This window comes from Telmatobacter sp. DSM 110680, assembly GCF_039994875.1.
Taxonomy (GTDB): Bacteria; Acidobacteriota; Terriglobia; order Terriglobales; family Acidobacteriaceae; genus Telmatobacter.
Window position 1 is genome coordinate 4,543,082 of record NZ_CP121196.1, and the last position, 13,489, is coordinate 4,556,570.

Below are 13,489 nucleotides of genomic sequence, written 5' to 3' on the forward strand. Positions count from 1 at the left end.
TCTTCCCGACCGACCTTCATCCTGAGCAGAAACAGCCAATCGAAGAATCTTCAATTGCTTGGCATCGACGGCCCCCGAGACTGCTCTTGCCTCAAAAAAAAATAATACTGAAGTATTCACTTGACTATTTTGAAAACTCGCTCAATACTGAAGTAGTTGCTTCACTATTACAAAGCCGAGGGAGGACTTCTCAAATGGCAGATCAAGTCACAATCCACAGCACATTCGTTATTGAGCGCAATTATCCCCAACCCCCAGAGCGCGTCTTTGCTGCATTCGCACAACCTGCCCGCAAAAGGCGCTGGTATGCCGAGGGCGACCACGAAATTCAGGAATTCGAGATGGAGTTCCGCGTCGGAGGCACTGAACGCTTCAGCTATCGATTCAAAGCAGGCCACCCGATTGCTGGTTCCGCGATTGCGAACGAGTCCAAATTCCAAGACATTGTGCCAGAAAAACGCATCGTCACCACCACACGAATGTCCCTGAATGAAAAGCCGATTTTGGTCGCAGTCCTGACGCTTGAGTTCGTCCCTTCAGCCACAGGGACCGACCTGGTATTCACGAATCAAGGCACGTATATCGATTGGCCGGACGGTCCGGGAATGATTGAGCACGGCTGGCGCGCACTTTTCGATCGCCTCGGCAAAGAACTGGCAAGTTAGCAGGTCATCAGCAAAATCGAGCCGGATATGCCAGAGCAGAACCCGCAAATCGATCACTTGTTTCACGCACTGGGCGATCCTACCCGTCGAGCGATTCTCGACAGGCTGACGGGTGGCCCAATGTCGGTCTCGACTCTCGCGGAGCCGCTAGGTGTGACGCTTACGGCGGTTGCGCAGCACCTGCAAATCTTAGAAGAAGCTGCTCTTGTGCACACTGAAAAGCTTGGCCGCGTAAGAACGTGTCGCATTGAAACCACCGGATGGCGCGTTCTAGAGCAGTGGATTCGTGATCATCGCACTTCGTGGGAGCGCAAGCTAGACCGGCTCGGCGAAATGCTAGCGGAAGAAGACGAGACCGGCTAAGGAAATTCCGCGCGAACCTCAAATACATGACCAAGCCATCCTTGCGCAGCAAGGGTGAGAAAACGAAACTCCTCACCTGCAATAAATGAGTGAGCAAGGGAGACCTATGTCTAGAATCAGCGCACTTTCGCGACGTCAATTTGTCGCCACGACATTCCCTACAGCACTGTTGGCCAGTCTGCCTACATTTTCAGAGTCTGCAGCCGCTTCGTCCGCCGCCAAAGGAGATCAAATGATGACACTGACCCCTTACCTGTTATTCGATGGCACATGCCACGATGCGATGGAGTTTTACAGAACCGTCTTCGGCGGCAACCTCACGTCTATCAAAGTGAAGGATTCGCCTGCCAAGGACCACATGCCCGCATTCCAACAGGAGAAGACCATCAATGCTCGGCTGCGTAGCGACGCGATTGAGATTTCGGCGTCGGACTGGCTGATGCTCAACCGCCCCAGAATACCCGGCAATACAGTCTGTCTTTATTTGAGTGGAGGAACCTTCGACGAGTTGAAAACCTTGTTCAACAAACTCTCCGATGGCGCCGAGGTCACTGATCCGCTCAAGGAGATGTTCTTCGGCGCCTATGGCGCACTTAACGACAAGTTTGGTGTTCGATGGATGTTCCAGTCGAACAAACAAGAATGAGAAACAAATCTGCCCGACGTTAAGCACGTCGGGCAGAACCTGCGTTAAGATTTCGCTGCTTTATGCTGTCGCGGCAAGTACGGGTTCCATTGAAAGCACTTCCACCTTCGATGGCGCGGTGACCGCCTGCTCCACGTCCACTTTGCTAAGAAGCTCTCTCACCACTTCCGCAGCCGAGTAGCTTTCGCGCTCGGGATTGAGGAAATGCGCTGCGGTATTCAGATCGTCGCCAATCGTCACCAGCGGCGGTTCCGCGGTCCCGTCTTTGCGCGTCTGCGCATGGCCGATGTTGGCCATCAGCGCATTGCACAGGCACTTGCGACCAACAGTGTCTTCGATCTTTCCACCTTTGGCCACATAATTCGCCACCGGTTCCGCGGAGCAGCGGTAGCCAATCTTCTGCTCGTCTATCGCATAAGGCTCGCGAAGATAGCCGAGATCGCAAACCCGCGTCCGCGCCTGTGCTACTTCTTCATCGGAGTAGGAACCGGCAAGCTGCGCCACTTTGAATGGAAATCCTGTAGGCGACGCGAGCGGATCGGTAAATACCTTGCCGGTCCCCGCAGTAGCCTGCGCCAGCAAAGTCCTTTTCAGGTCGGTGCGCATGCCAGACTCTTCGCTGAATGCGAACGCTGTGCCCACCTGGACTCCGGCCGCACCCTGCTCGACGGCTTCCTTAACCTTATCGGCGTTGCCATAGCCCCCGGCCAGCCAGAACGGCACACCCAGCTCGCGCATCTCCGCGAGATTTACCTTGTCACGCTCGCCATAGATCGGTTCGCCAGCTTCGTTCAGCTGCAACTTCCCTCTCGGCGGCGCATTGTGTCCACCCGCAATCGGGGTCTCAATCACGAACCCGTCGACCGGCCCAGTGGCACGGCGCAGCATGGTGGTCGCCAGCGTATTCGACGAAACAATAGCCAGAAACCGCGGACGATCCAGAACCGGCAGCGGTCCATCCACGTAGTCCGCCGGGTCGAATCGCATCATAGTGTCTTGTGTGGGAACGGCCCCGGTGACAGCCAGCTTGTACTCTGCAGCCTTTCCTGCCGCGAAGTTGTCGATTACTCCGGGGATATGTAATGGAATTCCCGCGCCCATCAGTACATAACCAACGCCCGCCAGCATGGCGCCATAAATTGAAGCCAGATGCGGCAACTGGACTTTCTCGAGGAAATTGACTCCCACCTTATTCAAGTGTCCCTGGCGCGCAAGAAATACTTCAACAAAGTTACTTACCATCAGCAATTCAATCAGGTTGCGGGAGTCGCGGCGTTGATGCATCTGAGTCGCGGGATAAGGCGTTTCAGGGGATTTGCCGCCCGGAACGAAGTAGTCATTCCAGATGCGTTTGGCCATGTCGGGAAACGGAAATGCGTCCAACCCGCGGCGCATGTATCCGCCCTTGTCTCCGTCGGCCAACCGGCGTACCAGCACCTGGTCGATCGCTGTTCCCGAGACAACTCCGAGCTGACCCAACCTCGAGACCGCTTGCGCAAGTCTCCAGTTGGAGACGCCGACACCCATTCCGCCTTGAATAATCCGTGGAAGTTGGACCATCCCTGAATTGTTTCACATATTCTGTTCGATACCCGTCTTTAATTTGGCAGGGGCATTGAAGCTGGTTACTGCGGTGTGCCAGTTAACCCTTGCATCACCAGACATAGACTTGAGAGCTTCGACCGAACCGCTAACTTGTTGATGCCAGGAGAGCGAGTCTCCGGCGATTAATCCCACGGAGTTTCTTTGAAGGCCTGCGCCATACCCGGATAAAACGCCAGGTATCCGCATATCAGCAGGTTGATGCCGACGCTCAAGGTGAATGAAAGCTGCTGTTGAGGCGTCATCGGGGTCGGCGTGCCCACAGCGTGGTCGCTGGCAAAGTTCGCCATCATCTTCAACGCAGTCGCCCCCGACAGGAACATGACCACCCACCTTGCCCGCCAGTCCCGGGTTGCCCATCGCCATGCCGTCAGCCCATAGAGGAATGCGCTCACATAGAAAACGCCCTCGGCCGGCATCTGTTTCGGCCACGCATCGAAGTTCGTCGCCACAAACACAGCCACACTCGAATCGGGCGCCAGGCCCACGATCAGAGCAAAAATCAGATTCGCGGCAGAACGGAAGATCAGCAACCAGATAAACAAGCGAATCGCTGCCGGAAGCGGATTGCGCTCCACATAGTCGCCGCGCTCCCGCGACGGGCCCTTCTTCTGCTCCTGTGGTACGTAAGTTCTGATCGGGTCTCTTGGTGGCACGCTTTCCTCCAAAGCCACCTGAGGCACACGGTGGCCCGACGTCGGCGACAAATTTCTTTGTGAGAACGGCACCCGCAGATTAGCAGGAACGACTTGGCTGATCTAGAGCTTTTCGCGAAGGAAGCTGATCACGTGATCGGCATGAACAACGCCCACCATCCGCGCCTGAGAGTCAACTACCGGCAGTGCATGGAGGTTGTACTTGTCGAACATCTCGGCAAGGTCGTTCTGCTTCATATCAGCTGGACAGGAAAGCACCCTCGGTTCCGCCAGCACCGAAAGTCGCGTATCCGGCAATGCCATCACCAGCAGGGACAGCGGAACGATGCCGCGCAGTACCCGCTTATCATCCAGCAGATAAATTTCTGTCACCGACTCAATGTCGCCATCGAAGCTGCGGAGGGCGGGTCCGACCTGCGATACGGTTGCGTCAGTGCCAAGATAAACGAAGTCGGTGGTCATGGCTCCAGCCGCGGAATGCTCGTCGAACTCGAGCAGTTCCTCGACTTCGTGCCGCTCCTCCGGCTCCATCTCTTCCAGAATCGCGTCCGACCGGTAACCGGGCAGTTCCGCCAGCAGGTCGGCCGCAGCTCCCGGATCCATTTCTTCGACAATGTCGGCGATCTTTTCTTCGTCAAGCTTCTCAAGCAGAGAGAGCTGCAGCTTGGGATCAACTTCTTCCAGGGTTTCGGCAGCCACTTCTTCGTTGAGGGACGTAAAGACTGCGTCGCGCTCTGCTGGGGCAAGATCTTCGAGAATCTCGGCGAGGTCTGAAGGATGCATCTCGGCCAGGCGCTCGTACTCAATGCGCAGCTTTACGCGGCGCGCCGGATCCACTTCGATCACGTCGACGAACTGCCATGGAATGCCGCGCTCTTTGAACTTGCACGACATCGTCTCAAGTGAAGCTCTCGGCAACAGCCCCTTGAACACCCGGCGGAAAGCGCCCCGCAGCCCCACTTCAACTTCAGCCACGCGTAACAGATGCTGATCTCCGTCGGCTTTCCACTCCAGGTCGACGTCGTTGACGCGCACCACTTTGCGCCCGTGAATGTCGATGATCTGGCGATCGACCAGGTCCTGCTGCAGGTAGATGTAGTTGCCCTGGTCTTGAAGCGGCGCCAGCGTCTCTGTCGACGTCAGTTCCAGTGTTCCTGCCGCAGTCTCGCGCACGTCCTGCGAAGGAACTATTAACAGACCAGTGCGAGTCTTCAGCACAAGTCCCGCAACCTGACCCGCCTCCGCGCCTGTAGCGACAGCAACATCCTTCAACTTGCCGCGCACGTTTCCCTGCGCATCTGTCACCGCGGTCCCCAGCAGCGCGGTCAAACTTACGCGGGTTGTGACGCGATGATTCACAAATTGAGTGTACTGCGCCGGATCGAACTCAATCGACGTATCGTCTGCACCACAACGCGCCCATGAATGTCCCATGCCCTGTCAAGTTCACCATCCCTACTCCACCATCCAACCCGCACCTTCCAAGCGTGAAGATTTCCGCGCAGGTTTGCAGGAAATTTCCCGCTTCAAACACAATCATGTGGCAGCAGAATGTTCATCCAACTCGCACGCAACTCAGAGATGATCCCCGGACGCTGTCTTCGCCACTAAAGGGACGAGAGGGGTACCCCCTCCCCCCTTTCAAATTCGGGTTTTTCCACACAGCTTGAAGAAAAATTCGGCTTTCAATGTACGACCGATTCAATCGGCCTTCATACATTGAGGCTCACAACTTTCGGATACTGTGATTCAGTGATCCAGCGAAACTATTGCCGTATTTCCTGACCGAGAAATGCTGATGCCCTTTGCCTGTTTTTCGATTGCGATCACTTATTCAACTGAAACGCACCCCGATTGTTGACGCGATGCAAAAACTTGTCCTAATCGCTTTTCCCCTACGAATCTTACACACCGTATGCAGCCAAACTACCCCTAACTCAAAGCAGTTCTTGACACAATGGGCTTCAGCAACGAAACTGCCGTCTATAGCGTTTTCCCGTCTTCCTCGGAAAACTAACCACTTCCTCTCGCGGTAAGGCGGGGCTTTGCCATTCCCGGAAGAGGCGGAGACGAAGCCTTTGATCGATTCAAAACCAGGTAAGCGGACCTTTTCGCTACCCTCTACGATGGAGAGCGTCAGCGAGATTGAAGCTGCCGCGGACAAGCTGGCCGAAGAGGCTGGAGTGGACGAGGAAGAGCGCTTTCGCATCACGATGGCCGTCCGTGAAGCAGCAGTTAATGCGGTACTCCACGGCAACGACTACGACCCTGCCAAGCAGGTCACTGCCAGCTTTGAGAATAACGGAAAATCACTGATCTTCTCGGTCGCCGATCAGGGCAAAGGCGTCGACTGGGAGAATCTTCCCGATCCACTCGCTCCTGAAAACCTTCTGCGCGGCACCGGTCGCGGCATCTTCCTCATCCGATCGTTCATGGACGAGGTCCATTTTCGTCAACTCCAGCCCGGAACAGAATTGACGTTGATCAAGCACCTTGTCCCGGCAACGGAAAAAACCGAAGCATCTTCGTAACGCTGTTTGTGGAACGGTCAGGAACACCTTCCACAGTCAGACCTGTTTTTTGCAGTGGAGCGCTGAGGGGTTCCCGCAAGCCGGTCGTTGTTTGCGGGGTGTCAGATGCTATAACTTGTATGACTCACAAAGGAGGAATTTCCGTGGCACTTACTATTGCTTCCCGTGAATTGGACGGCGTTACAGTCCTGGACCTTAGCGGGCGGATCACTCTGGGCGAGGGCAGTGTTCAGCTGCGCGAAGCAATTCGCGACCTGATCAGCAAAGGATCAAAGAATATCCTGCTGAATCTGGGCGATGTGAACTATATCGATAGCTCGGGACTGGGCGAACTCGTTGGCGCCTATACCACCGCCAAAAACCAGGGTGCCGCACTCAAGCTGCTCAACCTGACCCGCAAGGTGAAGGACGTTCTGCAGCTCACCAAGCTCTACACCGTTTTTGACATCTACGACGACGAAGCCAGCGCCATCGCCTCCTACAAGTAGCCTGCACGCGCAGCGCCTGTGAGTCGCACCTCGCGATCTCCCTCGAAACCGCGCACAAGCTATTAATGAAGCGACCCGCGCCGGTCTCTATGTCACACTATCCAGAGCCATCCCTCACTGGGATGGCTCTTTTGCGTTCCTCAAATATGCGATGTGCTCGTTCATGGCGCAGGTTTATCCTGCCGTAAATAAGGCTAGGTGCACCATCAATTGCGGAGCAAAGGTGGAAATGCAAAGAGGCTACGAACTGATCTCAGACCTAACCCACGATCGGATGCTGAAGGCATATACAGCTATGCAAAACAAGTTTGCGGGAATAAACCCTAGCTGCCCCGTTTTCAACCCGATCCCGCAAACGATCACGCTGTTCACGCTGGCAACAACCAGGCCCGTCCACCGCTTTCGCCCTACAAGGATTGTCGAAAGCACCGTGAGCAAACACGACAAATAATCTAACCGGAACACAGCGACCACCAGACTCCGAGAATATTTCTAATTTGCTTCAAAACTCCGTATTTCTCGGTGATCGATCGCACTGCGTTCCAATCCAAGGTACCCAAGTCACCGCAAAACAATTGGGCCGAAGCCGCCGTGCGACTCCGACCCGATCCTGGTCACTCACGACTGATAACTGCACTTTAGAACTTCACGTTCGGCACCTGCTGCGCCGCTGGACTGGCCTTGAAGTACGCGTCGTTTGTGTGGTATCCGGCCATCCCCGCCCAGATGCTGTTGGGAAACTGCTGAACGAAAGTGTTGTAATCCTGGATCGCGTCGTTGTAGCGTTTGCGTGCCACGCCTATGCGGTTTTCAGTGCCTGCCAGTTCGTCTTGCAGGCGCATGAACTGCTCGCTCGAACGCAATTGCGGATAGTTCTCGGTCAACAGCAGCAACCGGCCAAGTGCGCCATCCAGCTGCCCGTTGGCGGCAATCTTCGACTGTGGAGTCTGTGCGTTCAACATCCCCGCGCGCGCATTCGCGATCTCCGCAAACACTGAGTTCTCTTCCTTGGTGAATCCCTTGACCGTCTCTACCAGGTTAGGAATCAAATCCGCGCGACGCTGCAGTTGCACGTCCACCTCGGACCACGCCGACTTAACGGTTTGATCTTTCGCGACCATCTGGTTTTTTGCGCTCACATAACTGCCGCCAACCAGAAATAGCGCCAGCACGATCACGCCGAGTACGCCCAGCCCAACTAGCATTCCCTTGCTCATACGATTCCCTTCTCCTCCGGCTTCGCTTCGCGAAAGCCCCAACTTGTTTTAATCGAATTGCCTAGTTTCAATTCCCTTGTTCCTCCAGCTTGTTTCTCACCAGCTTCCTCCCGCACCGCCGCCGCCAAAACTGCCACCGCCGAATCCGCCAAACCCGCCACCACCTGAATCGCCGCCTCCGCCTCCGAATCCTCCGCCAAATCCGCCTCCGCCGATGAACGGCCCACCCCCGCCGTTGTACCGGCGGCCGCCAAGAGCGCTGTTGAGCAGACCCATTGCAAACAGCAGCCGCAGGCCGCCGAAGCCACAGAAGATCAGTATGAGGAAAATGAACGGAATTAGATTTGCCAGCCCTCCTGAGTTATGCCGCTGCGGCACTGGCGGCGGTTCAGGCAGTTGATCGCTCAGCGTAACGTTTGCATCCTTCGCGATGACCTGCGCCACCTGACCCACTGCGCCCAGAATTGCCGAATCGTAGTCCTTGGCTCGCAGCGCCGGAACCATTGCGCGCCCAAAATCGCCTACCTTTGCATCGTTGAGAATTCCTTCTAGACCGTACGCCACGTCGATGCGGTACTTATGATCGTCCACGGCCAGCAGCACCAGCACTCCGCGATCTGATCCCTTCTTCCCCATCTTCCACTTGTCTTCAAGTTGGTTTGCCCAGTCGGTTGCGTCGTCGCCGTCAAGGTTGTGCACGGTGACCACGGCCACCTGCGCGTTGGCCTGGGAGTGATCCAGCTCCGCACAAATACGGTCAAGCTTAGCCACGGCGTCCGGCGACAGCACGTGCGCAAAGTCATTCACATAGTCGGTTGGTTTGGGAAGGCTGCTGACCGATTCGGCCAACGCACCCGAAAGAGGAATGAGGAAAAGAGCCGCCAGCATCAGCCGGCAAATCAATGAGGTCGTGCGGTGAAAGCCTTCCATCGCACTCAATTGTACGTTCCGGGGCAGCTGGAAGTTCCCTTGACAAATTCGAATTGCAATCCTCAGAGCCGGCGCAACCTTGTCAGAGCGACCATGAGTTCTGCCTGCATCCCCTCACGGCTGTTTGAAATACGGTAACGAAGTCGCGCCGACCACTGCGTCTCCTGCGCCAAGAAATTGTGAAAGTTCCAGCCGGTCAGTCTCTTGATCTGGCCTGACCTCTGGGCGCCAGATTTTTGAATCCAGAGAGCCTGTGGTCACGAACTCGTGCGCTACTCCGCCCTCGTCGATCCGCACCACACGCGCCAGCACACTGATCGACTCGGATTTCCCGGCTTTTACGAGGCTTGGCCGTTGAAGAGTCATTTTCACCATCGTGTCAACAGACCAGAACTGATCGGTATGTAGATAGAAACCTGTCGTGCTGATGTTCAAAACCTCGCGTGGCCGTGGGGTGCCGCCGTTGTAGTAAAACACCACCAGTCCGGGCAAAGTTTTACGCTCCCCTCCACGTCGATTCCCGTCGTTCACTGGTTCTACTTTCGGTTCCGCATCTCCTGCGAGCCACTTCTGCAAGCGCATCGTCAACGACGGTTTCTCTTTCTCGATCTTTTTCAGTGGCCTTTCGGCGATCTCGGGTGATACTTCTGCGACGGGAACTTGCGCTCGCAAGAGGCTGTCCCGCTGGGCGCGCAAATCTGCGAGCCGCACCTGTGAGAGTGCAACAGACTTTGCTCTGACCCGCTCGTCGACCTGCGGCTTAGGTGGCGCTGCCGTCTGTTTTGCCTTCGCGGACTTCTTCGTCCCACGAGCGGGCTTTGCAACAACCGCGGCTTTCGATGTGACAGGTGCTATCAACTCAGCTGCGTGCGTCCGAATATCGACCGCCTGAGTTGAAACTTGTTCAGCAGCAGGAGCGGGAATGACTGGAGAAGCCAATTGATCCGCAATCAAATCACAATCAACCGCCATCGCACGATTGCGCTTTGCAGGAGGCAGACTCTCACTTGCGGACGTGACGAGGGCTGTTGCCTGGACTGGCCCAGTTTGTAGATTCTTTGCGGCCGTCGACGCATCCTCAATAGTCCGCGGTGCCAGTTGCTCAACGGGCACCTGCTCTTCAACTCTGAGGGCCGTCTGCCTTTCAGCGGTCGCAGGATTTTTTTCAAGAGATCCGAGCATTGATGGATGAACGCGCTCGGGCAGAGGTGCAACGACCGCTTTTCGTAATTGCAACTTGGGAGAGCCCAGCGCCGCCGCCAATCTCGCTTCGACCCTTTTCCACCGCGGGCTCCTCGTAGCTGGGGGTGCCTCGGGTTTTGGGGAGTGGCTCCTGATTCCCGTTGACGGGGACTTTTGGACCAGCCTTGACGCTAAAAATCCGCGCTTGATCTCCGTGGCAGGCTTTTCTCGCTCCTTTTCTTTCTGTTCCTTTTGCCTTTGTCGAAACTGTTCATCGATCTGCCAAATTGCCGCTTTCAACTCTGCAGAGAGCTGCGTCGATGGCCGCGGCCCCATTTGCTCAGCCGGATTCGCACCTTCACCCCCATCCTCCGCCGCGGCGCCCACAGGATCGAAGAAGCGGACCGTTTCAGGCTGATAGAACCGCGCGCGCGCCTGCAGTTTCGGAGACCGATCCTTCGCTCTGTGCGGTTTTGTCAGAGGATTCCGTTCTCGGATAGTCGCCTCGGGTGTTATGTCTTCCTGGAAACTCGCGGGCGGCGGAGTTGCAACCTGCGATGGATCTGATTTCCTCTCCACTGATTGAGGATTTTCCGTGGACGAGTCATACGCAACGTCTTCGCCAAACTCGGGGTGAGTTGAAGCCGTTGCGATCTCCGGCAACGGTGGATATGTCGAAAAGAACTTCGTGTCCCCGTCAGTTCGAGTCCTGGATTCCGGCAGTTGAATCAGTGATGCGATGAATGGATCGAAATCAAACTCGTTCCGGCGCAGGACATCACGACCCTCGGACACGATTTGGCCCGATTCTGATTGAGGCTGGATGTCCCCACTGTTCATTAGAAACTTCGATGCCGACATTTGCTCATCCGTCACTTGCGACGACGGATAACTTCTCGAATCTGCAGAGGAAGGGCAATGCCCGTGTATGAACTGCAAATACTTGTCCTGCGATGGTCATGCAACGCTGTTGTATAGCGTGTAAGACTTGGCCGTCACGTCACTGGATCTGCAAGAACTTGTCCAGCGCGCGGGTGTCCGTTCCGTGACTGGGCATCACGTCCATGCTGCGCGCATGTATCAGGGCTTCTGTGGTGACGAACTCGTGGCCTACACCGTCTTCATCGATCCGCACCACGCGGGCCAGCACGCTGATCGACTCGCTTTTACGCTTCGTTTCCGATGCGGGGCGCTGCAAGGTCATCCGCACGAGCGTTTCGACGGACCAGAACTCTGTCGTCTTCACATAGAAGCCCGTCTTGCTGATATTTACAATTTCATGGGGCTTCGGACTTCCGCCGCTCCAATAGAAGGCCACGAGTCCCGGCATGATCGTCCGTTCTGCCCTGCGGCGGTTTCCATCGAGCTTTGGCGATTCGCCACCCAGCCATCGCTGGAGCCGCATTGCCAGCGGAAGCTTCTCTTTCTGGCGAGGCAATTCTGCTTCATCGATCGACTCTTCTTCGAAAGGTCCTTCAAAAATAGAAGTCTCGATCTTTTCCTGCACCAGATCGGCTCGCCTGAGTCGAGAGATTGCAGCGGCGATTCCGCGGCGCCTCTTAGTTGACAGAGGCTCTGCAGTTGCGTCTTCCACTGGCTTTGTGATTGGCGCATCGCTTTCGAACGTCAACGGCAACGGATGATTTTCTTTCACCAGGGCTGGTGGCGCCGGAGGGATCGGCGCCGGTTCTGCAACGTACGCAACGGATGACGACGGCATTGCAACTGCCGGTGGCAGAGGGAGCGCCGCCTCGGGCATCGTCGGATGCGCGGCTTCATGCAGGTCCTCTTCGGACAGGGCAAATTCCAGAGATGAAACGAACACTTCTTCAGGAATGGCTTCGTGTCCGGGAGCTGGGATTGTTTCGGCCCGTTGCGTTGCCAGCGGCGGAGCGACAGCTGAGTCTGCGGGGATGTCTTCTGGCGCTGAAGCCACTTCGTGTAGTTCCACTATCTCCGACTCGGATAGATCTTCGTGAGTCGAAGAAAACTCAGACGCGGGAATGAACTCGGCTGCGGCGGAGATTTCCTGCGGGGCATCGGCGAGTGTTGCCTGCGGATATGGAGCGGGTAGTGTGTCAAGGGGAGTTGCATTGAATGCAGAATCTGCTTCCTCGTGAGAAGGTGCTTCTGTCTCGCCTAGCGAATCGTGGATCTGGTTGAACTCCGGCATCGCAGCGATTTGGTTTGCAGCGGCAGCTTCCTGCGCGATAGCTGTAATCATTTCCTGCTGCTGCGCTGGATGCGACGAAGCTAGGGCGGCATCAATCGAAATTGCTTCCTGCGCTGGATTGATCTCGAGAGATGAGGCGACGGGCTGCGCAGGTTCGGCTGCCGGGATCGGTGGCATCTTCAAAGCGGGTGCAATTGCGGGACTGACCGCTTCGACCCGCTCGACATCATCCGTGGCGGATGTCGTCACAGCCGGTGCCTGATCGATGTGAGCTGCGGGTTGTTGCTCCTCGCGTTTGGCTGACCGTGTCGGTGGGATGGCGATTTCTTCCCACCGTGCCGCACGTTCGGTGAGCTCCACTTCTCGTGATTTCACGATTTCGATTGGAACGTCCGAGTTGCCGGCGGCATTCGCGGACTTCGCTTTCAGTAGTCCCCGCTTCTTGCCCTTAGTCGGCTTTTCTTGTTTTGCATCCTGTTGCATCTGCCGGCGCTGCTCATCGATGCGAAGAATCGCCGCTTTTAGTTCCGGTGAGAGCTGGGTAGAAGCGCGCGGTTCGGGGAGTGGTGCGTCCACTTCTTCCCCATCTTCTGCGGCAGCGGCTACGGGATCAAAAAAGCGCACGATGGGCGGCTGATAAAACCGGGGGGCCTCCTGATCTTTGGGAGGCTTTTGCAGCTTCGCCTTACGCATATCGGCTGGCATTGGGGGACGGTGTTCGGTTGGAATGTGCGTTGGAGGCGCGGCGGACTGCGCAACCGGGCGGGGACGCTCCCACACAAGAGGTGCTTCGACCTGATCTTTTTGAGGATTCGTTGACGCCTGGGCTAGGAAAAACTCTGAACTCTGCGCGCGCTGCATTCTCACTTCGGGAAGTTGAATCAGCGACCCAAGGAATGGCTCGAAGACGAACTCCGCCCGCCGCACGACCTCGAATTGCAGGGCCGTGATGGGCTCGATTTTGCCCTGACCTGGCTGCGGCAGAGTCTCGCTGCTTTCCATGCGCAATTAGATGCCGTTTTTACGGCGTCTGCAA

Annotated in this window: 12 protein-coding genes; 5 read left to right on the forward strand and 7 right to left on the reverse strand. The window is 56.2% G+C overall.

The annotated features are described in order from the left end of the window. The first annotated feature begins 194 nt into the window (after nt 1–194). The 3 genes from P8935_RS18715 to P8935_RS18725 all read left to right on the forward strand — a co-directional run bounded on the left by P8935_RS18715 (nt 195) and on the right by P8935_RS18725 (nt 1,674). Nucleotides 195–665, forward strand: coding sequence for an SRPBCC family protein (locus tag P8935_RS18715; RefSeq protein WP_348261825.1), 471 nt, complete (start codon nt 195–197; stop codon nt 663–665). A 27-nt stretch (nt 666–692) separates the two neighbouring features. After that, a complete protein-coding gene (locus tag P8935_RS18720) occupies nt 693–1,028 on the forward strand; it encodes a metalloregulator ArsR/SmtB family transcription factor (RefSeq protein ID WP_348261826.1) in 336 nt (111 codons plus the stop codon). A gap of 232 nt (nt 1,029–1,260) precedes the next feature. Further along, entirely contained in the window at nt 1,261–1,674 is a 414-nt protein-coding gene (locus P8935_RS18725) for a VOC family protein (protein WP_348261827.1), read from the forward strand. Nucleotides 1,675–1,734: 60 nt separating this feature from the next. Here the strand turns inward: P8935_RS18725 and P8935_RS18730 are convergent, their stop codons facing one another. From P8935_RS18730 to P8935_RS18740, 3 genes are all read right to left on the reverse strand, one after another. Further along, a complete protein-coding gene (locus tag P8935_RS18730; protein ID WP_348261828.1) occupies nt 1,735–3,234 on the reverse strand; it encodes a nitronate monooxygenase in 1,500 nt (499 codons plus the stop codon). 167 nt (nt 3,235–3,401) lie between these two features. Beyond that, nucleotides 3,402–3,932 carry a hypothetical protein gene (locus P8935_RS18735; RefSeq protein WP_348261829.1) on the reverse strand — a complete coding sequence of 177 codons (531 nt, stop codon included), beginning with the start codon at nt 3,930–3,932 and terminating at the stop codon, nt 3,402–3,404. Between the two features lie 102 nt (nt 3,933–4,034). Then, a complete protein-coding gene (locus P8935_RS18740; RefSeq protein WP_348261830.1) occupies nt 4,035–5,366 on the reverse strand; it encodes a CBS domain-containing protein in 1,332 nt (443 codons plus the stop codon). Nucleotides 5,367–6,010: 644 nt separating this feature from the next. Here P8935_RS18740 and P8935_RS18745 point away from each other — a divergent pair. Both P8935_RS18745 and P8935_RS18750 read left to right on the forward strand, forming a co-directional pair. Beyond that, on the forward strand, nt 6,011–6,463 hold the full coding sequence (locus tag P8935_RS18745; RefSeq protein WP_348261831.1) for an ATP-binding protein: 453 nt from the start codon (nt 6,011–6,013) through the stop codon (nt 6,461–6,463). Between the two features lie 143 nt (nt 6,464–6,606). Next, nucleotides 6,607–6,951, forward strand: coding sequence for an STAS domain-containing protein (locus P8935_RS18750; protein ID WP_348261832.1), 345 nt, complete (start codon nt 6,607–6,609; stop codon nt 6,949–6,951). 638 nt (nt 6,952–7,589) lie between these two features. Here P8935_RS18750 and P8935_RS18755 read toward each other — a convergent pair. The 4 genes from P8935_RS18755 to P8935_RS18770 form a co-directional block, all read right to left on the reverse strand. Beyond that, on the reverse strand, nt 7,590–8,168 hold the full coding sequence (locus P8935_RS18755; protein ID WP_348261833.1) for a LemA family protein: 579 nt from the start codon (nt 8,166–8,168) through the stop codon (nt 7,590–7,592). A 96-nt stretch (nt 8,169–8,264) separates the two neighbouring features. Further along, on the reverse strand, nt 8,265–9,098 hold the full coding sequence (locus tag P8935_RS18760) for a TPM domain-containing protein (protein ID WP_348261834.1): 834 nt from the start codon (nt 9,096–9,098) through the stop codon (nt 8,265–8,267). A gap of 114 nt (nt 9,099–9,212) precedes the next feature. Continuing rightward, nucleotides 9,213–11,141: a PilZ domain-containing protein gene (locus P8935_RS18765; RefSeq protein ID WP_348261835.1), complete on the reverse strand. Its 1,929-nt coding sequence runs from the start codon at nt 11,139–11,141 to the stop codon at nt 9,213–9,215. A gap of 139 nt (nt 11,142–11,280) precedes the next feature. Then, nucleotides 11,281–13,455 (reverse strand): PilZ domain-containing protein, encoded by a 2,175-nt coding sequence (locus P8935_RS18770; RefSeq protein ID WP_348261836.1) that lies wholly within the window; start codon nt 13,453–13,455, stop codon nt 11,281–11,283. Nucleotides 13,456–13,489: the final 34 nt, after the last annotated feature.

Bases quoted from the DNA above. Each gene is read 5' to 3' on its own strand.
- P8935_RS18740 (WP_348261830.1), bottom strand. From the start codon at position 5,366: ATGGGACATTCATGGGCGCGTTGTGGTGCAGACGATACGTCGATTGAG.
- P8935_RS18765 (WP_348261835.1), bottom strand. From the start codon at position 11,141: ATGTCGGCATCGAAGTTTCTAATGAACAGTGGGGACATCCAGCCTCAA.
- P8935_RS18725 (WP_348261827.1), top strand. From the start codon at position 1,261: ATGATGACACTGACCCCTTACCTGTTATTCGATGGCACATGCCACGAT.
- P8935_RS18720 (WP_348261826.1), top strand. From the start codon at position 693: ATGCCAGAGCAGAACCCGCAAATCGATCACTTGTTTCACGCACTGGGC.
- P8935_RS18715 (WP_348261825.1), top strand. From the start codon at position 195: ATGGCAGATCAAGTCACAATCCACAGCACATTCGTTATTGAGCGCAAT.
- P8935_RS18730 (WP_348261828.1), bottom strand. From the start codon at position 3,234: ATGGTCCAACTTCCACGGATTATTCAAGGCGGAATGGGTGTCGGCGTC.
- P8935_RS18760 (WP_348261834.1), bottom strand. From the start codon at position 9,098: ATGGAAGGCTTTCACCGCACGACCTCATTGATTTGCCGGCTGATGCTG.
- P8935_RS18755 (WP_348261833.1), bottom strand. From the start codon at position 8,168: ATGAGCAAGGGAATGCTAGTTGGGCTGGGCGTACTCGGCGTGATCGTG.
- P8935_RS18770 (WP_348261836.1), bottom strand. From the start codon at position 13,455: ATGGAAAGCAGCGAGACTCTGCCGCAGCCAGGTCAGGGCAAAATCGAG.